Annotated in this window: 11 protein-coding genes; 2 read left to right on the top strand and 9 right to left on the bottom strand. The window is 41.2% G+C overall.

Annotated elements, in window-relative coordinates; translation table 11 throughout:
• Positions 1–34: 34 nt before the first annotated feature.
• Positions 35–4,300 (top strand): glycoside hydrolase family 2 TIM barrel-domain containing protein, encoded by a 4,266-nt coding sequence (locus HMPREF2794_RS16895; RefSeq protein ID WP_029425179.1) that lies wholly within the window; start codon positions 35–37, stop codon positions 4,298–4,300.
• A 199-nt stretch (positions 4,301–4,499) separates the two neighbouring features.
• Here the strand turns inward: HMPREF2794_RS16895 and HMPREF2794_RS16900 are convergent, their stop codons facing one another.
• The 9 genes from HMPREF2794_RS16900 to HMPREF2794_RS16940 form a co-directional block, all read right to left on the bottom strand.
• Positions 4,500–6,743, bottom strand: a complete 2,244-nt coding sequence (locus tag HMPREF2794_RS16900) for a GH92 family glycosyl hydrolase (protein ID WP_010536033.1) — start codon at positions 6,741–6,743, stop codon at positions 4,500–4,502.
• A 27-nt stretch (positions 6,744–6,770) separates the two neighbouring features.
• Positions 6,771–8,315, bottom strand: coding sequence for a glycoside hydrolase family 76 protein (locus HMPREF2794_RS16905; protein WP_010536034.1), 1,545 nt, complete (start codon positions 8,313–8,315; stop codon positions 6,771–6,773).
• 12 nt (positions 8,316–8,327) lie between these two features.
• Entirely contained in the window at positions 8,328–9,332 is a 1,005-nt protein-coding gene (locus HMPREF2794_RS16910; RefSeq protein ID WP_010536035.1) for a DUF4973 domain-containing protein, read from the bottom strand.
• 19 nt (positions 9,333–9,351) lie between these two features.
• Positions 9,352–11,382 carry a RagB/SusD family nutrient uptake outer membrane protein gene (locus HMPREF2794_RS16915; protein ID WP_070751984.1) on the bottom strand — a complete coding sequence of 677 codons (2,031 nt, stop codon included), beginning with the start codon at positions 11,380–11,382 and terminating at the stop codon, positions 9,352–9,354.
• Positions 11,383–11,392: 10 nt separating this feature from the next.
• Positions 11,393–14,482, bottom strand: coding sequence for a SusC/RagA family TonB-linked outer membrane protein (locus HMPREF2794_RS16920; RefSeq protein WP_010536037.1), 3,090 nt, complete (start codon positions 14,480–14,482; stop codon positions 11,393–11,395).
• A gap of 20 nt (positions 14,483–14,502) precedes the next feature.
• On the bottom strand, positions 14,503–15,921 hold the full coding sequence (locus HMPREF2794_RS16925) for an IPT/TIG domain-containing protein (protein WP_010536038.1): 1,419 nt from the start codon (positions 15,919–15,921) through the stop codon (positions 14,503–14,505).
• A 72-nt stretch (positions 15,922–15,993) separates the two neighbouring features.
• Complete coding sequence (locus HMPREF2794_RS16930) at positions 15,994–18,147, bottom strand: TIM-barrel domain-containing protein (RefSeq protein WP_010536039.1); 2,154 nt, start codon at positions 18,145–18,147, stop codon at positions 15,994–15,996.
• Positions 18,148–18,195: 48 nt separating this feature from the next.
• Entirely contained in the window at positions 18,196–19,662 is a 1,467-nt protein-coding gene (locus HMPREF2794_RS16935; RefSeq protein WP_010536040.1) for a glycoside hydrolase family 125 protein, read from the bottom strand.
• A 44-nt stretch (positions 19,663–19,706) separates the two neighbouring features.
• Entirely contained in the window at positions 19,707–20,897 is a 1,191-nt protein-coding gene (locus HMPREF2794_RS16940; RefSeq protein WP_029425182.1) for a glycoside hydrolase family 76 protein, read from the bottom strand.
• A 367-nt stretch (positions 20,898–21,264) separates the two neighbouring features.
• Here HMPREF2794_RS16940 and HMPREF2794_RS16945 point away from each other — a divergent pair, with 367 nt between their 5' ends.
• Complete coding sequence (locus tag HMPREF2794_RS16945; protein WP_070751986.1) at positions 21,265–25,353, top strand: two-component regulator propeller domain-containing protein; 4,089 nt, start codon at positions 21,265–21,267, stop codon at positions 25,351–25,353.
• Positions 25,354–25,860 lie beyond the last annotated feature (507 nt).

Genomic DNA, 25,860 nt, shown 5'->3' on the forward strand with positions numbered 1-25,860 from the left:
CATGGAATTACCTAATAACTAACTAATCCTATTTATGAGAAGAAAAATCATGCCCGGTGTAATGGCGGCATTTCTGTTTGTGCCATTATCCGCTTTTACTCAAACGACAGAACAACCCGAATGGTGCAATGAGTATGTATCGGGAGTAAACAAGGAACAAGCCTGCCAGATAGCTATTCCTTTTGCTGATGAACAGCAGGCAATGAATTTGGCGATTGAAGAATCCACTTATTACAAAACGTTGAACGGTACATGGAAGTTCCATTGGGTACCCGATCCGAAAGACCGGCCCCAGGATTTCTGCAAACCCGAATATGATGTAAGCCAGTGGGATGATATCAAGGTTCCTGCCACGTGGCAGATTGAGGCGGTACGTCACCACAAGAACTGGGACAAACCATTGTATTGCAATGTTATTTATCCTTTCTGCGAATGGGATTGGAAAAAGATACAGTGGCCGAATGTGATTCAGCCACGTCCCTCCAATTATACCTTTGCAACAATGCCTAATCCTGTAGGAAGTTATCGCCGGGAGTTTACCATCCCCGAATCGTGGAAGGGGCGCGACGTCTTTATTCGTTTCAACGGAGTGGAGGCTGGATTCTATATCTGGCTAAACGGCAAGAAGGTAGGTTACTCGGAAGATAGTTACCTGCCTGCTGAGTTCAACCTGACTCCCTATTTGCAAGCGGGGAAGAACGTACTTGCAGTTGAGGTCTATCGTTTCACGGACGGCAGTTTCCTGGAGTGTCAGGACTTCTGGCGGTTCAGTGGTATATTCAGGGATGTTTTTCTGTGGTCGGCTCCCAAAACGCAGATCAGAGATTTCTTCTTTCGTACGGACTTGGATGGAGAGTATAAAAATGCATCTGTTTCTTTGGACGTAGAAGTTACGGGAAAGAAGAGTAACTGTGAGATACAGGCAAGGTTGACAGACCTGGAAGGTAATGAAGTCGGTACACAAAGCATGCGTGCCCAGATGGGTGCGAATAATCTCCAGTTTGAAGTGATGAATCCTTTGAAATGGACAGCAGAGACTCCTGATCTTTATAATCTGACTGTTGTATTGAAACAGAAAGGGAAAACTGTAGATATTCGTAGCGTAAAGGTTGGTTTTCGTAAGATTGAGCTTGCCAAAGATGGCAGAATGCTGGTTAACGGAAAATCTACTTTATTTAAAGGGGTAGACAGACACGATCACAGCTCGCTGAATGGACGTACGGTATCCAAGGAAGAAATGGAAAAAGATGTGCAACTGATGAAGTTGCTGAACATAAATGCTGTACGTACTTCTCACTATCCTAATAATCCTTATTTCTATGATTTATGTGATAGATACGGTATCTATGTGCTTTCTGAGGCCAACGTGGAATGTCACGGACTGATGGCGTTATCCAACGAGCCTTCGTGGGTGAAAGCATTTACGGAACGTAGCGAGAATATGGTAAGACGTTATAAAAATCATCCTTCTATTGTAATGTGGTCATTGGGAAATGAGTCTGGTAATGGCATTAACTTTAAGTCAGCAGCAGAGGCTGTTAAGAAACTCGACAATACCCGTCCTACTCATTATGAAGGAAATAGCTCTTATTGTGATGTAACCAGCTCTATGTATCCCGATGTGCAGTGGTTGGAGAGTGTAGGTAAGGAACGGTTGCAGAAATCGCAGAATGGAGAAACTGTGAAACCTCATGTAGTCTGTGAGTATGCCCATGCAATGGGAAATGCAATTGGAAACTTTAAGGAATATTGGGAGACTTATGAACGTTATCCGGCACTTGTCGGCGGTTTTATCTGGGATTGGGTAGATCAAAGTATTAAGATGCCTACTCCGGACGGTTCCGATTATTATATGGCCTTCGGAGGAGATTTCGGCGATACTCCGAATGACGGCAACTTCTGCACGAATGGTGTTATATTCTCCGACCGTACGTATTCTGCCAAGGCTTATGAAGTAAAGAAAATGCATCAGCCTGTATGGGTTGAGGCTATGGGAAGTGGAAAATATAAGCTGACTAATAAAAGATTCCATGCAGGGCTGGATGACCTCTATGGAAGATATGAGATTGAAGAGGACGGAAGAGTCGTGTTCTCGGGCAATTTGGAAGAATTGTCACTGGATGCGCAAAGCAGTAAGGTTATTACTATAGATGATAGCCGGATAAAGAGACTTCCCGGAGCCGAATACTTCATTAAGTTCAGCTTCTGCCAGAAGCAAGATACTGAATGGGCAGAGGCAGGGTATGAAGTAGCATCGGAACAATTTAAGCTCTCTGATAGTGCGAAGCCAATTTTTAAATCAGAAAAAGGCAGTATTGAACTGGTGGAAACCAGTGACGCATATCTGGTAAAAGGATTACAGTTTGAAGCAACCTTCTCAAAGCAGGAAGGTACTATTTCTGCTTATACATTGAACGAAGTGCCGATGATAAGCAAGGGACTGGAATTGAACGTTTTCCGTGCTCCTACCGACAATGACAAACAAGTGGACGGAGACTGGTTCCAAAATGGACTGAATCGTATGCTTCTTGAAGCCGGACACTGGGAGGTGCATAAAGAAGACGGTAAAGTGAGATTGCAGATAGAAAATCTGTATCGGGGACAATCAGGTTTCGATTATCGGACGAATATAGAATATACAGTTGGTGCAGATGGCTCTATCATGGTGAATAGTACCATAATTCCCGGAACAAAGGGAGCGGTTATCCCTCGTGTGGGGTATCGCATGGAAATGCCGGAAGGATTTGAACGGATGCGCTGGTATGGACGTGGTCCATGGGAGAATTATGTAGATCGTAAAGATGCTACGTATGTAGGCGTCTATGATGATTTGGTGTCTAATCAGTGGGTGAATTATGTGAGAGCTCAGGAGATGGGCAATCATGAAGATGTACGTTGGATTTCAATAACCAACCCCGATGGTATAGGCTTTGTTTTTGTTGCAGGAGATAAGATGTCTGCCTCAGCATTGCATGCTAGGGCACAGGATATGGTTGATCCTGCTAATCGTCGTAGATTGCTTCATAAATATGAAGTGCCGATGCGAAAAGAAACTGTTCTTTGTTTGGATGCACAGGTGCGCCCACTTGGTAATGCAAGCTGTGGACCTGGTCCGATGCAAAAGTATGAACTTCGTTCACAGCCTACTGTTTTCAGCTTTATCATGCTGCCTTTGGAGAGAAGTTATTCAAAAGAGGAACTTGTAAAGAAAGCACGGGTACAGATGCCTGTATGTATGCCTGTACTGATAGAAAGAGATAACAACGGCTACCTGAATTTGCAGACTAGTACCCCGGGAGCGACTATTCATTATAGCTTGAATGGCGGAGAAGATAAAATATATGACGGGCCATTTGAATTAATTTCTGGTGGTAACGTAGAAGCATATGCTATTTCAGAACAATTGGCGAAAAGCGTAAAGTCTTCTGCTAAGTTACCGATCTATGTAGATCGTTCTACCTGGAAGATTGTTTCAGTTAGTAGTGAGAATGGAGGTGAAGAAGCCCGGAATGCAATCGACGGAGACTTGAATACGATCTGGCACAGCCGTTGGAACGATCCGGTGGCAAAACATCCGCATGAGATAGTAGTGGATATGTCTTCTTTGCTTGAAATAGATAAGTTTATCTATCAGCCGCGTAATTCTGAAAATGGACGCATCAAGGATTATGAACTTTATTTTAGCCAGGATGGAAAGAACTGGGGGAATAAGATGAAAGGTAGCTTTGAAAATTCGGCTTCTGCACAGTTCGTTACATTGGAAAAGCCTATTGTAACCCGCTATTTCAAACTGATAGCTTTGTCTGAGATTTATGGCAGAGATTGGGCTTCGGCTGCTGAACTTAATGTAAACGCCATACGGAATTTGTCAGGTGTGTCCGGAGGCAGACAAAAAGTGGTGTATGTAGACAGTGATGCAGACGGAAGTATGAAATTGGCTGCTGATGGTGATATGAATACATATTGGCATACGGTACATAATCAGTTCTATCTGGCACCTTATCCTCATGAAATACAAATAGGCTTAACCAAAGAAACGGTAGTAAAGGGAATCAAATATACTCCCCGACAGGATGCTGCCGAAGGTCGGATAGCTAAATATGAAGTGTATGTCAGTCGTGATGGAAAAGAGTGGGGAAAGGCAGTAACCTCCGGTACGTTCGCTGATTCCAAAGAAGTGCAGACGATTGAATTTACTCCGTGCAAGGCACGCTATGTGAAACTTCAGGCTTTGTCTTCCGTCGTGAAGGATGGTAAAATGGCTGCTGTAGCAGAGTTGGAGGTACTTTTAGATGAATAGGAGCTTGTAAGGTTTTCAATAAAAAGGACTGTCCCAACTACAAGAGTGGGGCAGTTTCTCTTTGAAAATAAGCATTGATCCTATAAAAGAGTAAATATAGGAGGTGCTTTTTTGATGGTTGTGAAAATAAATAATCTACTCATCAACATTCTTTTTAAAGTTGATGAGTAGATTATTTATTTTAAACGAATTAGTTGAATTATCGTTTTTCGGACATAGATGGAGGGAGTTCTCCTTCTTTTGACCATTTTGAAGGTTTAGGTCCCATTACAAATTCTAATATACCTCCTTCACATATGTCTTTATGACGGAACCAGTTTTTGTTAAGTGGTTTGCCATTTAAGGTAGCTGATTGAATGTAGATGTTTTTATCGTTATTCTTTTTTGCTATAACCTTCAAGGTTTTACCATTTTCAAGATGTATAGTAACTGTATTAAACACAGGGCTTGAGATAAGATATGTATCCTGTCCTGCATTAGGGTAGAATCCTATAGAATGGAAAATATACCAGGCAGACATAGAACCGGAATCATCGTTACCCGGGATACCGTCACGTGTTGTTTTATATCTATTTTTTAAAATATACCGTACAATCTCGGCTGTTTTGTCTTGTCTGTTTACATAATTGTATAATGACGGAATTAAGAAACCTGGTTCATTGGCTATTTGAAATAATCCTATATGATAACGTTGATCCCATATCTTGTGAGTAAAAAAGGTATCTAGTCTCTGCGTAAAAATATCTTCTCCACCGCATTTTTGGATTAAACTTTTCATATCATGTGGTACATAGAATGACAACTCAAAAGAGAAGGTCTCATAAGTAGGCTCTCCCCAATTACCGCCTTTCAAGGTGCTGAAATGCTCTTTATCCCAGTACTTACCTTCTTCGTTTCTTGGCCATGCAAAGCCCGAAAATCCCAAACTTGTTATCTTATCATTCCATGTATTTTGCCAGTTAGATGCATTTTTATAGTATTTGTTGGCAATATCTTGTTTCCCTAAACGATCGGCTACTGTAGCAATAGCGAAATCACAATTAGAGTATTCAAAAGTACGTGTCAAGCATCTTTCATAAGCTGATGAAACATAACCTAATGAATTATAGTCTGCTAAACCTCCACGGCCTTCTTTTCTTTCATTTCCTCCAGGAGCTACTTCTGCATTCTTCAACATAGCTTGTAAGCCTGCTTCATAATCAATTCCTTGCAGATTCTTTACCATTGCATCGGCAATCAGAATATCACAATTACTTCCTCCTTGAACCCGGCCATTATCATTTCCACTACGTGCATCAGGCATGTATCCTTCATTGCGATAAATGTCAATGAGTGAACGTATCATGTTCGACTGGACGGAAGGGGTAAGCAAAGTAAATAATGGATGGGTAGCACGGAATGTATCCCAAATGGCATAGAAATCATCAAAGTTCGGTTCTGTTGATATCCATTTCGGATTTTCTCCGGTTTTGTCTACTGGCTGAAGATAACAATGATATAAAGCTGTATATAGTTTAATTTTGTCTTCTTCATTTCCTGCGACTTCAATTTTATCTAAGATATTATTCCATTCAGACACAGCTTGAGTATGTACTTTGTTGAAGTCCCAGGTTGTTATCTGCTTCAGATTTTCTTTAGCTTTGCCGCAACTGATATAGGAGATGCCGACACGTACGTTTATTTTTTGGTTTTCAGAAGTCGAATAACTCAAATAAGCACCTGTTTTTTCGCCTGAATCGAATTGTTCGTTAGTATTCGGCATTAAAGTATTTCCCTTCCATGTACCGAAGCTTTCTGCTGGTGTATCTGTTTCTGCATAGAAATAGACTGTATAGGCTTCTCCTTCATTCCAGCCTCCGCGTACACGGGTATATCCTTCTATTGTTGAGTTGGAAAGTATGCGTACTTCCGAACCTACAATCGTTTGAGTTTCGCATACTTGTAGGGCTAGGCAACTACCTAAATCAAAAAGAATTTTGGAGTCTTTGCCGGAAGGGAAAGTATATTCATGAAAACCTGTTTTGCTTAATGCTGTCAGTCGGGCTGCGGTGTGGTAGCGCGGCAACTCAACTTTGTATTCGCCTAAAACGATTTTTTCGTTGGCACGGGGGGAAGAATAGTCTTCCAGATGTATATCTCCGGTCAGAGGTAGCATCAATACATTGCCATATTTGCATCCTCCGCCTGTTCCGCTTACATGGGTATGGCTGAAACCGTGTATATTGCCGTCGGGATTCCATCCGGCATTCCAATCTTTATTGCCACAATCGGGACCTAATTTTACCATTCCAAATGGAGTACATACTCCCGGAAAGACATTGCCACCTCCGTCTACGCCAATGAAAGGATCTACATAGCGAGCGTTGCCTGTCACGATTTGGGCTCCGGCACTTGTTACTGCCATCCATGCAGCAATACAAATTAAAAATTTTGTTTTTAACATATCTTTTCGCTTTTGATTATACTCAAATTATAATAAGTCAGCCTGGTCTTTGCCAGACTCCCAAGTAGCCAAAAGGGCATATAACTCAACGAGTGCTCCTTGTTTCAGAATCTGCCATTTGTTCATCGAAACGGCTCCGCTTAAGTCCTCGTCATTGATTAAACCACTGATGTGATGTGCCTTGCCAAACCATGCGTGTAACATTGTGTTGCGCACGTCTTCCAGATATGAAGGATTCTTATCAATAGAATAGAGTTCAAAGAATCCGCGACACATGACAGTGTTGAACCAAGCATCTCCTGGTGCCAGAATATTAAAGTCACGTTGCAGAACTTCTGAATGATAGGAAGTGAACCACTTTTTGTGACAGGCTTCCGCAATTTGATGTGCTGCTGCCAAATACGACTCATTCTTGGTTATTTTATAAAGAAGACAGGCTAATTGCAATGGTTGTCCCGAATTATAAGAATATTTATTCGTCTCCATACGTCCTGGTTGGGTGGGATCTTCTGTATCAGGAGAAACATTGTCGTAATACAGATGGTCGCTAGGGTCCTGCATATAGGTTTGCAGCCAGTTGAAGCATTCAATAGCTTTATCCAGATATTTCTGCTCATGGGTTAGTTGGTATAGTTTACAACTCAGTACACCCGTTGGGGCGGTGGAACAAGTATGTTTTGACTTGCTTGGTTCATTCAGTTCTTTCCAATGAACTCCGCCGCCACAGGTATTGTCCCATCCATACTGTGACAGATAGTTCCAAACGGCTTTAGCTTGATTTAAATAGCGTATATTTTTAGATATGGCATACCATTTTGCCATATCTAGTCCTATCCATACATTATCATCATAAAAACGGTCATTTCCTGAATCTGGATATACACTATATGCAGTGCGCCCATGATCTGTTACCCAAAAATGCTGGATTCCGTTGAACATATCATCTTCTAAAGAACGATAATATTCTTCCTGTTCCGTGTCTACGGATGCTTCTCTCAAGGCAACAAATGCGGATAATCCTCCCCCTTGCCCCCATACGACTGCATCTCCGTCCCAATATCCTTGTTCTTTGGGATAATATGTTTGCCAGCATGTTCTGGGTCCTTTATGGTAATAGTATTTTATGACATATGTCATCATAGAGTGGGCGCAGTCGAACATACTTGTCTTTACGTACTCGAATGTGCTTGCGATTTGGCTTTTGCTTTCTGAACGTAGCTCATTGGCTCCTATCAAGGTGATTGCAACCTCATATGTTCCTTCCGCAGGAACTTGCAATAAATAATTTCCTCCATATTTATAGTTGTCACCATTTAGCATAATAGCAGTCCATTCTCCGGTTTCTTCAGCCCCCATATTCCGATAAGCTATTTCTATCTGTGTGTCTTTCACATAACTTGTTCTTACAAATTTCACCAGAATTTCTTTTTCCCGGTTTGTTTTGTATACTTCCAATTGTCCCACCGGATCGATCTTCTGGATATCTTTGCTTTCCACAGGGTCATCATTGCAAGATAGTGCTATACATGCCATGGTTAATAAAGATATAAAAATGATGTTTAATTTCTTCATAAACAGATTTTTTTACCATAGGATTGCCTGGTCCTGATCTGGTATTGTTATATTAATCTTACGTTCCATAGTTAATGAACCTTCCGCTCGATAAGAAGTAGGTACATTTGATGTAGTTATGTCATCATATGTATATTTGATATATAATACATAATAACGATGCATCAGGTAAGGTTGATTGGTATCCATTTCATCCCAAATCTCGTAGGTAGGATGCTCTGTGAGCTGGAAGTTTATTGAAGAATTTGCTGGCTGTATCGTCAAGCTTCCTTTCTTTTTAGTTTCAGTAACCTCTGAAGGTTCTTCAAATTTTACATTGATTTTATAAGTTTCTCTATCTATTGCATTGTCTTCTTTTGTACCTGCATAGAAGAACACTGTGTTTTCGTCTACGACATGTGCTCGACGATTGTCTACTACCAATGGATCATCGCTCGAATCGGCAAAATAGATATTCATGGCAGTTGCCGAGTAATTTCCGGAATAATCATTGAATGGCAATACATGAAGCAGGGCTTTCCGCCATCCTTTTCGTTTATTGGTAATGTAAGAGGGATCTTCCTCAATTGTCAACGGCAACACCCACTCCTTCGAAAGGTTCATTTCTGAAAATTTAAACTTGATGGGGAATAGTTCCTTCCTCGAACCTGCCGGAATATGGCAGGTGGTGGAAGGAAATTCGTAATTTTCCTGTGGTAGTAGGTTATACCATAAGTCTTTTCTGAGTTCGTGAAAATTGGCTTCATTCATGGCGTTCAATGTATCCGGGTCTACAGCGATTCGTACATCAAGATCCTTGTCCAATGGAGTAGAACCGCTGACTAGTACCGGAAGGTTGTAGATAACCTCACCATTAGGCTTGTAGCGGACGTAGATGTTTGAAACCTCTCCATCATTGATTGGAGCTTTTAGTGAAACCATGTGAACATACAGTTCGTCTTTCCATTCGTCATTGCATGCACTGAACGAAAACAATGCGATGAATAATGTGGCTATATAAATATGTCTTCTTTTCATTTTTATGTATAATTTTAGATTAATCGAAAGTTTCCCATCCCGGAGCTTGTGTCATTTTACGGTTCCGTTTTAATTCATCTTGTGGCATTGGCCAAAAGTACATCTTACGTGAGAAATTTGCTTGCAGATTTTCTACTCGTATACGTTCATAAAAACGATCTTTCTTGCTTTCAGTCATCAGTACATTGTAGCCATAGATTTGTTCGGACTCTTCTACCGGAGCAAGCTTCCAGCGACGAAGGTCGTAGTAGCGTTGATTTTCGCCCATGAATTCTACCTGACGTTCGTGTATTAGTTTCTTGCGGAACAATGTTTGGTCATTATATGTCTCCTCGTTGTAATCAGGAACTCCGGCACGCATTCTGACAGGCAAGACAGCTTTACGGATATCTTCAGTATTTCGCGAAACTGTAATTGGTTCTCCTTCCCAAGTTGTAACTTCGTAGTTACTACTTGGAGTCAGCTCGTTTAGGGCTTCCGCATACATCAGCAGGATGTCGGTATAGCGAAGTGGTATGTCTACTTTATCATAGATTCTTCCATTGTTCGTGTTGCAGTCATTGGGACTGACAAATTTCATGATACCGATTCCTGTAGGAATCCAATAGTCGGAACTATTTTTTCTTCCGTTATCGCTACCTCTGTAGTACCATACCTGTTGATTACGCCTATCTCCATCCTGGGCGCTTGCCAATGCCCAAAAAGCACCGTTGAATGCTACGCTGGCATAGAAACGCGGTTCGCGGTTCGCATATTCTTTCCATACTCTCGGACGTATCTGCGGATAAAGTCCGCGGTTGTGTTCATCTTCCGAGACGAAACGTTTGTCTACCTCACAAGTGTCTAGGAATGTATCTAGATTGAAGCTACTTCCGTCTGCCATATCATAGGCATCACATTGTTTGATAGTCAGTCCGTGGCGGTTTCTTCCTCCCGCATTTGTGGGTAAATGATCGAGAACGAGATCTCTGACTTGATCATTTAACGCATTGTTTCCTCTCGTAAATATCAATTCGGGATTCTCGGTAGCATACAAGTCTCCATTGAAAATAGAGCGATAAGAGGCGAACGGGTCAATATCAGCCCATCCTTCCGGGAAATTTTTGTTGGAGTATACCGGGTGATAGGGAGGTCTTACGGTTGCCGGATAAGCGTTATCTCCTTTAGACTGATAAGGAGCAGTGTAGAGTTTGTATACACCAGTTGTATTGGCTAAGTCAATGACATCTTTAGCCGCTGCTGCTGCTCTGGCCCATTTGCTTTCGTCATACGTCTGAGACATTAGCATGCGTCCTTGCCAATCTGTAAAATCAGAGAACTTATCGGAGTCACCGGGGCGTGGATTATTTATCGGGCTTGCAGTATATAATAGTACTTTTGCGCGTACGGCCAAGGCGGCTCCTTTCGTACAGCGGTTGACATTCTGTCTGTCTCTCTTCTCAGGCAGCGATTGGGCGGCGAGTACCATTTCCTCACTGATGTAGTTTACTACTTCATCGTAGCTGTTGCGTGGATAGGACATGTCTATATAATCTTCATCAATGCTGATTGTTTCTTCAGGAATTAGAGGAACTGGTCCGTATTTTCTTAATAACAACCAATAAAAATAGCTTCTTAAAAAGCGGGCCTGTGCTTTATAGTCTGCTATTTCTTCTTCTGACAGTTCTTCATTAATATCTACATTGTTGATTAAGATAGAAGCTTGACGGATGCCTTCGTAGCAACGGATATATGAGTTGTTTGTCCAAGTATTGTCATATTGTCCGAATTTGAAAGCATTGTAAGTTACCGCTCCGTCGCTTTCATTAAAAATCATATCATCTGCAAAATTAGTAGTGGAATAGCCGATACGTGTGATTTCCAAATTTGTTTCTAACAGACAGTTGTAGCATTTGGCTAGCCATTGTTCCGTAAAATTCTTGCTCTTGAAAATTTTCTCTTCACTTTGGCGATCTTTAAAAAAACGTTCCACGCTCAAATAGTCTGAACAGGAAGAAATTCCCAGCCCGATGACTAAAATGGTTACTACGGATAATATATGTTTTTTCATCTGTTTTAATTTAAATGTTAATTGTAAGTCCTAAGGTATATGATCTTGATAATGGATAAGCCTGACCGTTGGTGCTGCCCAGCTCCGGATCCCATAACTTAAAATTGGAGAATGTTATCAAGTTAGTTCCCATGAAGTATAAGCGAACATTGTTCAGATGGATCTTATTGATAAGGCTCTTCGGAATATTGTATCCGATTTCGAGGTTTTTCAAGCGCAGATAGGAACCGTTACGAAGCCAATATGTGGATGGGCGATAGTTGTTACTATTGCCTCCGTAGCTTAGACGTGGGTATTCTGCATTCGGATCTTCATTTTCGCCTAATATCCAGCGATTGGAGTTTGCCATATCGGTGAGAATATTTCCCCAATCACCGTCCTTGAAGGGATATACAGTAGGACCTTCGATACAAAAAGTTGATTTGCCTGCACCCTGGAAGAGGACGTTGATGTCAAATCCTTTCCATTCTGCGGAAACACCAAAACCATAAATAAGGTTCGGGCGATTGGTTGCACCGATGGGAACTTCGTCATTTTCATCTATCTTTCCGTCACCGTTGACATCCGCATACTTGATATCACCCGGCATTACGTCACCCCAGCTCTGTTTAGGACTGTCACGGATGTCATCATAATCTTTGAATAATCCCAGTGAAATAAGTCCGCGGGTTTGATTTACACGGAAACCTTGTTGACTTTTATAAGGGTAATTACTAAATTCTTCGTCATATTTCAGAATTTCACTCTTACTGTATGTAAAATTACCTCGCAATGTCAGATTGACATCTCCGATACGTTGTTTATATCCCAAGTTACCGTCGAATCCTTTGGAAACCACCGAACCTATATTGGTAGATAGTTTCATGCCTGTTCCTGTACCATACATTCCAACGGAGAGGGGGATATAGTTACGTTCTTGGTAAATACCGTCACGTTGTTCGTGAAAGTAGTCAATTGTACCGGTCAGCTTGTCATTGAACAATGAGAAGTCGACGCCTACGTCATGCTTGGTTGCTATTTCCCAAGTAACGGCATTAGTTGCGTAGTAAGTATAGGTCAATCCATCGAACTGATAGTTTTGTCCCAGGTCTGCATAGTTGTAGTTATTGCTTGCTCCGAAAGTAGACAAGTAAGGAAAGCGTCTTTCCATATTGTCATTACCTACCTTACCATAAGAGTAGCGTACTTTAAACATATTGATCCATGGTGATTTTTCTTTGATAAAAGACTCTTCTGCCATGTTCCAAGCTATAGAGTAAGCGGGGAAGAAACCGAACTGATGACCTGCTGCAAAATTCTCGGACCCATTGTAACCAAAGTTAAAGTCAACGAAGTATCGGTACTTCCAACCGTAGGTAAAACGTCCGGAAAGTCCTTGATGGCGTCTGTCAATGCCTTGCATAATGTCATCTTCCTTTTTTACAGAGGCATTGATGGTCTTATCTTGTGTATATTTCATTACAGCTCCCACCATGTGATTACCAAAGGTACGGTCGTAGTGCAGCTCTGCTTCTAAATATTCTTTTCGTTCGCCGGTTGAATTGGCTTCTTGTGACATCAATTGTTCATCTCTGATTTTTCTCATCACAAGACTACCGTCAGAAGCACGATTCTGTTCCGCTCTCCATAATTCTGGTATTTTTTTGCGGTTGATCCACTGGTAATTGTTGGTATCGAATCCATAACGTCCGATGAACTTTAGACCTTTGGTGATAAAACTGAAGTCTTGCTCGAGAGTGATATTGGTCTGTAATTTATTATTCCATGTTTCTTGATAGCCGGTTTGCGTAGCAATGGTCCAAGGATTGATTTGTTCATCGTTCGAACCGAAAGCGGGCGTATATCCATTGGAATACATGATTGGTACTGAAACTGGGTTATAATTCATAGCAGAAGCCCAAATATTGCTTGACATACCCGGCTCGTTCTTTTTGTCCAGCGAACCGGATACACCTACTTTTAGCAGTGTAGTTTTGGTGATATCCATATCCACGTTCAGACGGTAGTTCCAGCGACGATAATTGGCATTGGTATTATAGTCTTTTAGTCCTTTGTCTACTTTATACATACCGCCTTCGTCTACATAGCTTGCAGATACATAATAGCGTGCCAATGAACCACCGCCATTCATGTTGATAGTGGCACGATAAGTAGGCGCTCCTTTTTTCAAGAGTACATCCATCCAGTCTACATTGGGATATAAGTCCTGATCCAGTCCGTTACGGAGTATATACAATTTGTCTTCAGGGAAGAAAGGTTCTTGGTTGCGAGTAGTACGTGCTTCATTCATCATTGAAGCATACGTATATCCGTCAATGAGGTCTGGGGTTATGGTACGTGTGTTGTAGGTTGTTTCTACCTTTGCATCGATTTGTACCTTTCCTCCTTTACCACGTTTAGTTGTTATCAATACTACACCGTTAGCACCACGCGAACCGTAGATTGCTGTGGCAGAAGCATCTTTTAGTACAGTGAAGGATTCTATATCCTCAATATTGAGCTCGTTCATACTGCGTTCAAATCCGTCGACCAAAATCAAGGCACTTGAACCGGCTCCGAATGTCGAGATACCGCGAATCCAGAATTCGGATATGTTGTTGCCGGGCTGTCCGGATGTTTGACGAGCCATTACACCTGCTATGTTACCTGCCAGCGCATTGGTAATGCTTGATGTGGAAGTCTTCAGTGTATTTACATCCACATTGGTAACGGCACCGGTCATCGTTATTTTCTTCTGTGCACCGGTACCCGTTACCACTACTTCATCCAAAGCAGTGGCAGTAGCTTCTTTCATAATGACCCTGATTGTTTTTTGTTCTTTTATCAGGATCTCCTGATTTTCGAAACCGATGAAGGAGAAAACCAGTCTGTGGTAAGGTTCCATCTTGATTTTGAACTTACCGTCTATGTCGGTGATGGCGCCTAACCCCGGGATGTCTTTGATGATTACGTTGACACCAATTAATGGTTCTTTATACTCGTCTGTCACGAGACCTTCAACCTCTATTTTGTTTGTCTGTACCTCTACCGAACTGTTTTGGGCATACAGGCTGAATGTGCAACAGAACAGGAGAAATAAGTTAAAAATATATCTTTTCATTCGGAATGCGTTTTTAATAGTTATTCTATAGAAATGGTACGGATACTGTGATTTTCTTTATCGGCGATGTAGAAAGTCTGTGTTTCTTCATCATAAGCGATACCGCATGGGTTATCAAAACGTGCTTCTGTTTTTAATTCTCCGTCAATATTGCCATGTACCTTGTTGTCGGAAGAGACACTGCCTCTTCCTGCAAAAAGAGATACGTTACCGTCGGGAGTGATTTTAAAGATACAATGGTTTCCTCTGTCGCATATATAATAATCATAAATGTTTCCGTCCGGACGAGGATTTTTTATGTATTCTTCATTTTTTACAAACGTACCCTGGTAAGGTTCCTGAAAACGGGCGCTTGGACCGGGGGATGGGCTGTAGCCGGGTTCTCCTTCTCTACCGGCAAATGTGGTCGGCTTCTGAAATTCATTGGTTGCTTTATTATATTGGGATACCAAGATACAGTTACGTCCTGTGATATACATAAATCTTCCGTCCGGATGGATACACATAAAAGTACCGGAATCGCTGTTTTCGTATACACCAAATAATTCTACTCCTTTTTTACCGCCGGTTGCAGGATCGTGGACAGCCTTTTGAAGTCCTCCTTTCCAATAAGTGTTGTAGTAAAGTGATTTATTTAGGGCACAGTAAACATTGTTATATCCTGTGCGGTCATAAACATAGGGGTGAGCTTTTCTGAATTCTTCAGATCGCAGAATGTAAGCAATTTCACGGTTGTCTTTATTATTTTGTCCATGATCATCTGATACGAAAAGCGTGTCTCCGGTTGTATCAAAAGACATGTATTGCATATTTCTAAATCCTCCCTGTCCGTTGGTAAGAAGAGTTGAAACTTCTTTTGTTTCTAGATTGATTCGACGTATAGGACCGCCTTGACCATTAATAATTAAGCATTTCTCAATACCAAATGTGTCCATTAATAACCATTGAGGATTTCCGAATCTTGCTTTCTCAAAATTCCCGTCTACGTCAGATGAATTTCCATTTTCATCTTCGCTACCAACAAGCGTACTTACTGAAGGCTGTAGAGTATAATTAAACTTCTTTTCAAATTCATATTCTATAGGAGCGGTTTTCCCGTCGGCACTTTCGATTGTTATTTTAATATTACCTTCGAAAGCTTTCGGTGGGACTATACAGTAAATTTCGGTGTTGGTACAGCCGATAGTTGTCGTGTATTGTCCACCTATTGTGATGTGGATTTTAGAGGGATCAGTCCCGAAATTATCTCCATAGATATGGATTTGAGTACGAAGACTCCCATGATCGGGAGTAAAATCTGAGAAAACAACCGGCTTAGACGGGTCGTATCCATTGGAACTAATTTTGTCGTCCTGACAGCCGATAAGGCATACGGTCAGAATCAACACCAGTGCCTTATACCAATAGAGGCATCTTTTTTCATGTGTTTTTCTTTTCATATAGTTTTTTTAATTAAGAATAAAATATTGATATTTTTTATATTAAGACTTACGCAATGAGTGCGCGCTAGTTTATAATTTCACTTCGATACCTTCCACAAGACTGCCACTAGCTTGGCAAACGCCTTGGTCTGTGATCACTTTGACGATAGCCATATTTTTGTTTTCTGTTTTAAATTTGCCTTTTTCGCTAGTCAGTTTTACTATAACTTTGTCGCCTTGTTTTTCGGCTTTGAAGACTTGTTGGCTATAATCTCCTTTCTTGAATGCCCAACCATCTCCTGCATCCCAGTACATTGATCCATCGGCCTTTCCTTGTTCATCCAGACAAACTAGTAATGTAAGCGGGTCTAATGAATTTTCTGTAGTATTTTGAATGATCTTTCCGGTAGGAATAATCGAACCGCCACGTATCTTTATCTTTGCTTGATATTTCTCACTATTGTCGCCTTTAACAAGTGACAGTTCTTTCCAAATGCCTTTCGGCAATGCAGGTTGCTTAGCGTATGCCGGTATAATAAGCAGATTATCACCAATCAAGAATGCTTCTTCTTCGGCACGCAACGACAAGTCTTTAGGATCGGCGAAAAAAACAGGTCGCATGATGGGCATACCATTTGTTGAGGCTTCGTGCAGCAGCGTATAATAATAGGGGAGAAGCATGTATCGACGTTCTAATGCTATCCGTGCAGCATTTTCTACTTCTTGTCCAAATGCCCATGGCTCTTTGTTGTTTGTTCCTGCACAAGCGTGACCACGTGAGAATGGGTAGAAAGCGCCAACACCAATCCAGTTACCGAATAAGTCGGCATCAGCGTTAAATAGAAAGCCGCCGATATCCGAACCGCTAAATGGTTGACCGGACAATCCCAAGGTTAAAGACATGGGGATTGACATTTTCAGATGATCCCACCAAGAGCCGTTATCGCCGGTCCATGTGGCCGCATAGCGCTGACCACCTAAGAAGTTGGAACGAGTAAGAATAAACGGTCGTCTTTCAGGTCGGGCTTCCATTATGCCTTCTCTGGATGCTTTAACCATTAGAAAACCATAAACATTGTGATATTGCAGATGTGTTCCTGCAGGCAATTTTCCGCCTCCACGATGGAGATTATCTTCCGGCATTGTTTTGTTGGGAGTATCATTGATTTGTGGTTCATTTACATCGTTCCAAACGCCGTCTACCCCTTGTGCCATGAAGTCTTTATATAAATTTCTCCACCATTTATTTACTTTAGGACATGTGAAGTCTGGGAACGCTGCTGCTCCCGGCCAAGCATCACCATGGAAATTCTTACCGTCTGCAGTTTTTACCCAAACGTCATTTTCGGTTCCAGATTTATAAACGAAGTAGTTGGGGTCAACTTTGGCTCCCGGGTCAATCATCCATGCGGAATGGAAGCCGCGTATATGCAAATCACGATTAACAGCCTTAGGATTGGGGAAATCTTGCGGATTGAATGTGAAAATGCGGTATCCGTCCATATAGTCAATGTCCATCCAGATAACATCACACGGTATTCTCTTGTGTCTGAAAGTGTCTGCAATCTCAATCACGCGGCTGTCTGGTGAATAAGAGAATCGGCTTTGTTGATAACCTAATGCCCAGCGGGGAATCATTGGCATAGTACCTGTTAGTTCCGATAGTCCGCGAACTACAGCTTGTGGAGATTCTCTGTCAATGATAAACACCCGGAAAGGTGCCCCTTCACTTCTTAGTTCAATCTTTTCATCTGTACTACTTAATTCAGCTTTCCATGTGGTGTCGAATAAAATACCGAAGGCTGTTCCGTCTTTTCTAACTCCCATCATCCAGGGATGTGATTGATATAGTCGTGTACCATTATCTACACCGTAAGCACCAGAATCTGTATTCCAGAGCTTAATTGTTTTACCATTTCTTAGGAGAGAGCCGGTCACTTCTCCTCCTCCATAGATGCTTGTGCCTTCCGGTATTGTCAGTGATGCATTCGCTTTACCATCTGTGAGGGAGAATTCGGGAATAAGTATCCAATTGGTAGGAAGCGTACCTTTCTCACGTGGTTCTTTTTCAATAGCGAATGAAGGTATTTTCTTTGCGTCAAAACCTTCTGGGATAAATTTGGCGATGCCGTCTCCAACCAATACGCTTTGTTTGATGGATACTTTCTGTGTTGCTGCGTTTGCCAATAGAGGCAAAGCAGTGAGCAAATATATTGCTACTGTTTTAATAAGAGGATATTTCATGTTTTAGTGATTTGAATATTAAATGTTTTTTCGGGAGTAGATGATTGCCTACTGAATACTGTTAAGTAACTCTAGTTTTCCTCCGTTAACTAATTTGAGGATAAGTTCTCCGAATAATGTATTCTGCCATGCAAACCAGGCGCGTGTGAATTTTTTCGGGTTATCTTTATGAAAAGATTCGTGCATGAACCCTGTATTTGCATCGGTATCAATCAGCATCTTGATGCATTCCTTTATTTCCTGATCGTCCTGACTCGTAAATGCTTTCATCATAATGCTCATTGGCCATATCATATCATAACCGATATGTGGACCTCCAATACCTTCACCAGCCTTCCCTTTGAAGAAGTACGGATTGTCTTCACTCCATACGAAGCGACGGGTATTTTGATAAATAGGGTCATTTACGTCTATATCACCGAGATAGGGCATTGCCAGTAGACTTGGTACATTTGCATCATCCATCAGGAGATGATTGCCGAATCCGTCCACTTCAAATGCATAGATTGTTCCATACTTAGGATGGTTGTAAGTAGCATATTGTTTCAAGGCAGTCTCTACTTCTTGTGCCAGTTCAGTGCATTGTACCGCAAGTTCGGTCTGTTGATTAACTGTTTTCAGTATTTCAGCTGCTTTTCTTAGCGAGGTTACTGCGAAGAAATTTGAAGGGACCAGAAATTGCAGGGTAGTAGCGTCGTCTGAAGGACGGAAAGACGAGACGATTAATCCTGTGGGATTGACAGGAGCACCGAGTCCATCATTGTTTAATGTATCGAGAGCACGTTCCGTTTTTCTCTGGAACTTATAAGGACCGACTCCTTCTTTTCTCTGCTGTTCTTTGAATGTTTTTAAGATATTGATAATAGCCTGTATCCATTCATTGTCGAAAATGCTAGCATCTCCTGTTTCTTTCCAATATTGGTAAGCCAGGCGGATAGGATAACAAAGAGAATCAATTTCCCATTTGCGCTCATGAAGTTCCGGCTTCATATCGGTTAGGTCTGTCATCCAGTCTCCTCCTTTTGCACCATCGTTGAAAGCATTTGCATAAGGGTCGATATTGATACATTTGAACTGACGGCGAATAACGCCTTCAAGCATTTTTTTTAATTTAGGGTCTTTGAATGCCAGTTGGACATAAGGCCATACTTGCGCTCCTGAATCACGAAGCCACATAGCATGAATGTCGCCTGTGTAGACAAAAGTATCCGGTTTGCCGTCGATGGTGCGATAATGTACAGTAGTTTCCAGCGTATTGGGAAAACAGTTTTCGAACATCCAGGCAAGTTTGCTGTTTGTCAGCAGTTTTTTTACTCTTACGATTTCTGTTTCTACTGCTTCGGAAATAAATAATCGTTCTTTTAGAGCAGGACGTTGACTTTTATATTTTTCGGCAACTGATGCTGGGCTGATAATCATTGTATTGTCTTTGGAACAGACGAGGTTAAAGGCATTCATGTAACCTCCTCCGATAAGCAATGCTGCTGTAATTGTACAAAGGCGCATATTTTTCATTATCTTGGTGTTTTTATTTTTAGTTGTCGTTTTTTCTAATAATATTATTGGATAGTGGCAAGGCGGGCGTACATTTCTACCATGGCAGCTTGTGTCAGCAACCATTTTCTCTCATCTTTGCTTTTGCCGCTTAAGTCTGTATTGAACAATCCTTTTTCATCGCGTGCATTATCCCATGCATAGGACAAACTCTTGTTAAAAGCATTAATATAAGTTTTATCCTTATCTATCTGGTAAAGTTCGATAAATCCTCTCAGCATAACGGCAGTAAACCAGATATCTCCTTTTTTAAGCATTCTGAAAGCCTCTTCATTGGTTGCAGGGGTAAAGTCTGTAAAGAAATAGTTGAAGCATTCTTTGGCAATATTTTGAGCATCCTTCAGATAGATAGGATTCTTTGTCAACTGATAGAGCAGGGCAGCCGATTGCATCATTTGCCCGCTGTTATAAGCGAATTTGGCTTTTCCTATTTTACCGTCGAGGCGAATATTATCAAAGTAGAGATAGTCTGCGGAGTCCTGTAGGTTTCTTTGGGTCCATTCATACAGTTTCTTTCCTTTTTCAAAATAGCTGCTGTCGTTGGTTGCTTTGAATAGTTTGAGTGCCAGAACCGATCCCGGAGCATTTGAACAAGTATTTTTGGATTCTTTCTTTTGTTCACACCAGTAGATACCACCTCCCAATATACTGTCAGTTCCACTTTCGATAAATTTCCATATTAGTTGGGCTTTATCCAGGTACTTTTGTTCTTGGGTCATTTGATATGTATCGGTAAAGTCGATACCTAACCATACATTATCATCGTAAAACCGATCGGAAGCTGGAGCAGTCCGGATATATGACGAATAGGCATTGGGTACCCGTTGGGTATCGAAATATTCTTCTAATCCCGGTAATACCCGGCTATCTAATAGTTTCTTATACTTTTTATCATGTGTGGCTTCGAACAGTGCATTGACTGCAGAGAATGTTCCCGAATACGGCCATAAATAAGAGAATTGGTTGGGAATATTAGCCTGTTCTTCTGATGCCAGATAAGTGACGGTATGTTGTTCGTCGAAGGGATAGTTTTCTCGGAGTAAAGATGAGTTGTCTACAGAATAATTTAGGTAGAGAGAGTCCAGTGTTTGCCGGGCTCTGTCCAAGTTTGAGTTAGGTTCTACTTGGGCGGAGGATACACAACCTGTTAATGAGGCTATGCAGGTTATACCTAATAAGAAATGTAATGATTTCATTTTATATAGTATTATATTCATTATTAACTAAAACGTTGATCTCCAATTTACAGGTAGCTGGGAAGCTACCTGTTTTTGGGTTACCTATTTCAAACTACCATCCTTTTATTTTGCTTTTTACCTCATTTTGTCGTTTGATGTTACAAAGGTACCAGGGTTGGTATAAGATTGTGTACGGACTTGTGTCATTTGTGTCTACTTGTGATGAAATGGCGCAAAAATAGATATATATGTCTTAAAAGCGTACTCTTGTTTTGTTAAATTTCAGATGTCTTGAATGTTTTCTGTGCAGTTCTTGGACGTTTTCCTGATTTTCTATATCTTTCCATCGATTTTTATGGCGTGATTTAAAATAAAGAAATGCTATATGGAAAAACACAGTGAATGGACGAAAAAAACTTCTTTTCTTAAACGAATCCTATTTCTGATAGCTTCTTGCCTTTTGATAGGGGCAGAGGCAAATGCTTCTTATAGTTTGCGGCAATTCTCCAGTAAGAACGGATTGTCCAATAGCGCTATTCTCTCTCTTTGTCAGGATAGACACGGAGTGATATGGATCGGTTCGTGTGACGGGCTGAATGTTTATGATGGCAATTATCTGGGATTATACAAACCTACGAATCTTCAGAATAGCTTTTCCGGCAATCTGATAGAACGGATTATTGAAGCCGATAATGATGTACTGTGGATACAGACTAATTATGGACTTGACCGCTTCGATACACAAAGGCAGACTATACAAAGTTTCAAGGATTTTAAGTATATCAACCGTATGGCGAGAAGTCCGGAAGACGATTTCTTTATAATAAAGGATGACGGCTATATTTATTATTATCAACCGGAGTTGAAAGAATTCTGCAAACTGGACGTGAAGAAAATACATTTTGAGGAAGTACAGCAGATGTCTATTGATAATTCCGGCGTTCTCTGGATTTTCTCTTCGGACAATGATAACCGGAGCTATGTGATAGAAAAGAATGAAAATCAGATCAAGCTGGTTCCCTGCAATCATTTAAATCATTCGGAAAAGCTTCTGTGGACATTTGTAGATGGAGATTTAATCTATTTTGTAGATAGTACCTATGCGTTTTATGAGTACGATCTGAATAGCCATAATAAATATTTTATAGCGGATCTGGAAGAGGAGATTCAGCATCGTGGCGATATCTCATCTATCATTAAGCAGAAAAACGATTATTATATTGGTTTTAAAAGCAGCGGACTAATTCAGCTGAAATATTTGCCGGATTCGAAGGTGAAGTATGCTATACAGTCCATTAATATTCAGTCGGGCATCTTCTGCCTGATGAAAGACCGGTTTCAGGATATTATCTGGGTAGGGGCTGACGGACAAGGCATATATATGTATTTTACGGATGAATTTTCTATTGAAAATGTGTTGCTGGACGTACCGGAATATCGGGTAAATAACCCTGTCCGGGCATTGTTCCTTGATCATGAACAGACCTTGTGGATAGGCACAAAGGGGGGAGGCATTCTAAGGATGATGGACTTTCATCCTGACAGGGAGACATTGCCGCAGGCAGAGAGAATCCTGGCGAACAATAGTGCATTGATGGATAACTCAGTCTATAGTTTTGCTCCGGGCAGACGAAATTCATTATGGATTGGTACGGAAGACGGACTGAACTATTATTCTTACCTCACGAGAAGGATAGAAGAATTTCCGGTTATAGCGGATGGTAAAAAAGTGAAGTATGTGCATTCCATCTGTGAGACGAATGATAGTACATTATGGGTTGTTTCGGCAGGTGAGGGCATTGTGAAAATCACTTTAGAGGCTTCTTCGTCCTTGCCGAAAGTGAAGTCGGCACAACGTTTTACTTTGGATGGAGGAAAGAGAAACTCTAATTATTTCTTTGTCTCCTATCAGGAGAATGATTCGACTATCTGGTTTGGTAATCGCGGATATGGTGCATATAAGATGAATACACGCACCAATCAACTAACCCCTTGCCGCATTGACGATGTGGTGAAGAATCAGACGGTGAATGATATTTTTGCCATTCATAAAAATGACGAAGGATACTGGTTTGGCACGAGCTTCGGATTAACCCGGCTTTATCAGGGTGAATACAGGGTATATAACGAGACTGACGGCTTCCCCAACAATACGATTCATGGTATATTGGAAGGAAGGGATAATAATTTGTGGCTCAGTACTAATCAGGGGATGGTGCGGTTCAATGTTCGCGAGAATACAGTACAGACCTACCGCCAGCAAGGTGACCTGGAAGTGATTGAGTTCAGTGATGGTGCTTTCTTTAAGGACCAGCAGACAGGTACGCTATTCTTTGGCGGGACAAACGGATTCATTACAATTACCGAGAACGATCATATGTCAGAAGAATATATGCCTCCTTTGCATTTCAACCGTTTGTCTATTTTTGGTAAAGAATGTAATATCTATGATTTCCTGCAAGGACCCAAGCAAGAGACTCTGGTGCTTGACTATAGCCAGAACTTCTTCAATCTGTCTTTTCTGGCAGTCGATTATATCAATGGCAATAATTATACTTACTCTTATAAGATAGATGGATTGAGTGACAGCTGGATTGAGAACGGACTTTCTACAGTAGCTGTTTTTTCCAATCTGTCGCCGGGAGAATACACCTTACTGGTGAAATACCGGAGCAATATAACCGGACAGGAGAGTGAACCTTTTTCATTGCTCATTCGTATCATTCCCCCCTGGTATATGACTATCTGGGCCTACGCTTTTTATTTCCTGCTGTTTATTCTGTTGATTCTCGAGTCTGTCTGGATGATAATAAGGCATTATCGTAGAAAGCGGAATGTGATGATTGAACAGATGAACCGCCAGCAACGCGAGGAGTTGTACGAATCAAAACTACGCTTCTTTACGAACATAACACATGAATTCTGTACCCCACTGACATTAATTAATGGTCCGTGTGAAAAGATTCTTTCCTATAGCAGGGTAGATGGTTATGTGCGTAAGTATGCTACCATGATTCAGCAGAATGCATTGAAACTGAATGCGCTGATTCTGGAACTGATCGAGTTCCGTCGGCTGGAAACGGGAAATAAAGTCCTGAAGATTAAGCCGGTTCCTGTCACAGAACAGATACGCACCATTGCGGAATCATTCGGAGAACTGGCTGAAAGCCGGAAACTGAATTATCGTTTGCAGATTGAGAACGGAGTGCATTGGAATACAGACATCAGCTGTCTGAGCAAGATTGTCAATAACCTGATTTCTAATGCTTTCAAGTATACTCCGGAAAATGGTACCATAACGGTGATGCAGACAGTGGAGAATGACCAGCTTTGCATTCGCGTGTCTAACACCGGAAAAGGTATCAAGGCGGCTGATCTTACAAAGATATTTGACCGCTACAAGATTCTGGATAATTTCGAAGTACAAAACAAAGATGGCATTGCTCCGCGAAATGGTTTAGGGCTGGCTATTTGTCACAGTATGGTGAATTTATTGAATGGTCAGATTCATGTTTCCAGCACTCCTAATGAGATAACTACGTTTGAAGTGTTGCTTCCCACGATGGAGGTTACGGTCGATAATGAAGACGAAAAAGTGGTGGAAGAGTTACCGCCGGTACCGGACGAGCGGTCTGTTGAACTCCGGAACTCATCGACCGAATATGATAAAAACAAGCAAACGATAATGATCATTGACGATGATCCTTCTATGCTATGGTTTGTGACGGAAATTTTTGTGGGACCCTATAATGTGGTGCCATTGAGTAGTGCGGAGGAGGCTTTAAAACAATTGGGCATTCAATTGCCCGATTTGATTATTTCGGATGTGATGATGCCCGGAATGGATGGAATGTCATTTGCCAAGAAGATCAAATCAGATAAGCTGTTGAGCCGTATTCCCCTTATCCTGCTTTCTGCTCTGAATAATATCGATGAGCAGACAAGAGGAATTGAGTCCGGAGCAGAGGCGTATATTACCAAACCGTTTAACGTGGAATATCTGGAGAAGGTAGTGAGAAGGCTGTTGCAACGTGAGGAAGACCTGAAAGAGTATTATAGTTCTGTTCTGAGCGCTTTTGAACTGGATGACGGGCATTTCCTGCATAAAGAAGATAAATCTTTCTTTGAGAAGATGATGCAGATTATCGATAGTCATATTCAGGATACGGAGTTGTCTGTTGAATTGTTGAGTAATTCACTTGGATATAGTACCCGCCAGTTCTATCGAAAACTGAAGAATATCACGGACAAGACTCCTGCCGACATTATCAGGGAATATCGTCTGACTATTGTCGAGCGTTTGCTGCTGACAACACAGCTTTCAATCGAAGAGATCATGGATAAAACCGGATTCTCGAACAGAGGAACCTTTTATAAGGCATTTGCACAGCGGTTTGAAATGACGCCTAAACAGTATAGAAAGATAAAAGCGAAGGACGTGCAGGAGAGTTCCGAAGAAGGAGCCTCCGAATAAATGCCGGAATACCTTGGGAGATAACAATCGTTCGTTTCCGATAAGACATGGGTTAATAATTCTTTTTTTAGACATAAGAACAAAAGAACATATTTCCTATAGCTTTTATAACTTATTTGTTCTTTTGTTCTTATGTCTAAAGTTGATTCAAAACCGTACGGAAATGAATTAAATTATAAATTAAGGATTAGGCACGGATTACACGGATTTCACGGTTTTAGTGCTATGATTAATTACGTAAAACAACCGTGTTCATCCGTGTAATCCGTGCCTAAATATATTCTTTTCGGTACAGTATGGAGCTTAAACTCGGTTTTCGGACTGACCCAGTAATTCTTCATTTCAAACTTCTTCATAATGATTAAAACAGATGTTTTATTGTCATCTGTCAGCTTTTAGTAGGCAAACTGTTTATAATGAGATAATTATCTCCTGACAATACACCCTGATAATACAGCTGACAATAGCAATCGTCCATTCTATTGTCAGCCGTATCATGCTGTTATT

Origin of the sequence: Bacteroides sp. HMSC067B03 (genome assembly GCF_001811315.1) — a bacterium.
Taxonomy (GTDB): domain Bacteria; phylum Bacteroidota; class Bacteroidia; order Bacteroidales; family Bacteroidaceae; genus Bacteroides; species Bacteroides faecis.

Excerpts from the sequence above, each read along its gene's own strand:
- HMPREF2794_RS16895 (WP_029425179.1), top strand. The coding sequence starts at position 35 with ATGAGAAGAAAAATCATGCCCGGTGTAATGGCGGCATTTCTGTTTGTG.
- HMPREF2794_RS16900 (WP_010536033.1), bottom strand. The coding sequence starts at position 6,743 with ATGTTAAAAACAAAATTTTTAATTTGTATTGCTGCATGGATGGCAGTA.
- HMPREF2794_RS16905 (WP_010536034.1), bottom strand. The coding sequence starts at position 8,315 with ATGAAGAAATTAAACATCATTTTTATATCTTTATTAACCATGGCATGT.
- HMPREF2794_RS16910 (WP_010536035.1), bottom strand. The coding sequence starts at position 9,332 with ATGAAAAGAAGACATATTTATATAGCCACATTATTCATCGCATTGTTT.
- HMPREF2794_RS16915 (WP_070751984.1), bottom strand. The coding sequence starts at position 11,382 with ATGAAAAAACATATATTATCCGTAGTAACCATTTTAGTCATCGGGCTG.
- HMPREF2794_RS16920 (WP_010536037.1), bottom strand. The coding sequence starts at position 14,482 with ATGAAAAGATATATTTTTAACTTATTTCTCCTGTTCTGTTGCACATTC.
- HMPREF2794_RS16925 (WP_010536038.1), bottom strand. The coding sequence starts at position 15,921 with ATGAAAAGAAAAACACATGAAAAAAGATGCCTCTATTGGTATAAGGCA.
- HMPREF2794_RS16930 (WP_010536039.1), bottom strand. The coding sequence starts at position 18,147 with ATGAAATATCCTCTTATTAAAACAGTAGCAATATATTTGCTCACTGCT.
- HMPREF2794_RS16935 (WP_010536040.1), bottom strand. The coding sequence starts at position 19,662 with ATGAAAAATATGCGCCTTTGTACAATTACAGCAGCATTGCTTATCGGA.
- HMPREF2794_RS16940 (WP_029425182.1), bottom strand. The coding sequence starts at position 20,897 with ATGAAATCATTACATTTCTTATTAGGTATAACCTGCATAGCCTCATTA.
- HMPREF2794_RS16945 (WP_070751986.1), top strand. The coding sequence starts at position 21,265 with ATGGAAAAACACAGTGAATGGACGAAAAAAACTTCTTTTCTTAAACGA.